General features: G+C 77.8%; 1 protein-coding gene. It reads left to right on the plus strand.

The features are described from left to right. Nucleotides 1-197: 197 nt before the first annotated feature. Nucleotides 198-1,476 (plus strand): PGRS repeat-containing protein (locus tag KIH27_RS22075; protein ID WP_372451454.1); only part of this gene is annotated, 1,279 nt, incomplete at its 3' end.

Raw genomic sequence — 1,476 nt, forward strand, 5'->3', positions numbered from 1 at the left:
GCCGGTGCCGGCGGTGCCGGCGGCCGCGTCGGGGCCGGCGGCATCGCCGGGGCCGGCGGCTACGGCGGCGCCACCGGCACCGCGGGTAGCCCCGGCACCACGGCGGGCACCGCCGGCACCCCTGGAGCGAAGGGCTGACCCGTGACGCACCTGCCCACCATCGACGTGATCAACCTCGGAAAGACAAGGGGACAGTTGTGAGCCGCAAAGATCGTCGTTCGCCGGTATCCGGACCGGCACGTCGACTGCTGGGTGCCGGATCGGTCGTCGGCACTTTCCTCGCGTTCGGGCTGGCCCCGCTGTCCCCCGCACCGGCCGCCCAGGCCGACGGCTTCGATTGGCTGGTCGACCTCGTCGACCCGGGCGCCGGGCTCGCCGGGGTCTCCGGGGCGGATGCCGCCGACCCCGTCCTGTTCAGCACGGACGTCGCGGGGTCGGCGGCCGAGGTGTCCGGGTCGGCGGCCGCGGGCGATCTGGGTGACTTCTCGGCGCTGTTCGCCCAGTTCTGGGCACCGGTGCACGACAGCATCGAGAACTGGATCAACTCGTCGTCCGGCGAAGCCATCGACAAGCTGATCAACGGACTGGCCGGCACGTTCGTGATCGGCGACGGGGCCGCCGGCACCGCAGCCAACCCCGACGGCGGCGCCGGTGGCTGGCTGTTCGGCGACGGCGGCGCCGGGTGGGACAACACCGCCGCCGGCGGCGTCGGCGGCAACGGCGGCGCAGCCGGATTGTTCGGTGACGGCGGGGCCGGTGGCACCGGTGGTGTCGGCGGCACCGGCGGTGACGGCGGGGCCGGCGGGACGTTCATCGGCGTGGGCGGCGCCGGTGGTGTCGGCGGTGTCGGTGCGGTCGGCGGTGTCGGTGGCACCGGTGGTGACGGCGGCGCCGGCAACGGTTCGTTCTTCGGGCTCGGCGGTGCCGGTGGCGCCGGCGGCGTGGGCTTCACCGGCGCGGCCGGCGGAGTGGCCGGCAACGGCGGGCACGGCGGCAACGGCGGCGCGGGTGCCCTGGGCGGCGCCGGTGGCGCCGGCGGGGCGGGTGGCGCCGGACTCGACGGTGGTACCGGCGGCAACGGCGGTCTCGGCGGCAACGGCGGCAACGGGACCGCACCCAGCGGGGTGGCGGCGGTCGCTGCGCAGCTCGGGCTGAGCGGCACCCTGGGCCAACTCGTCAACGACGGCGGCAGTGGTGGTGCCGGCGGCGCCGGCGGTGAGGGCGGCGCGGGCGGCGCGGCCACCGCGACGGTCGCCGCGGGTGTCGGCGGCACCGGTGGGCTGGGCGGCAACGGCGGTGTCGGCGCCACGGCGTCCACCGGTGACGCCGGTAACGGCGGGGTCGGCGGCGCCGGCGGGCAGGGCGGCGCCGGTGGTGCCGGACTGGCGGGCACCGACGGCACGTTCACCGGCGGCGGTGACGGCGACGGGACCGCGGGCACGGCCGGTGGCGCCGGCGGGCACGGCGGCAACGGCG

Source organism: Mycolicibacter acidiphilus (assembly GCF_018455725.1).
Taxonomy (GTDB): Bacteria; Actinomycetota; Actinomycetes; order Mycobacteriales; family Mycobacteriaceae; genus Mycobacterium; species Mycobacterium acidiphilum.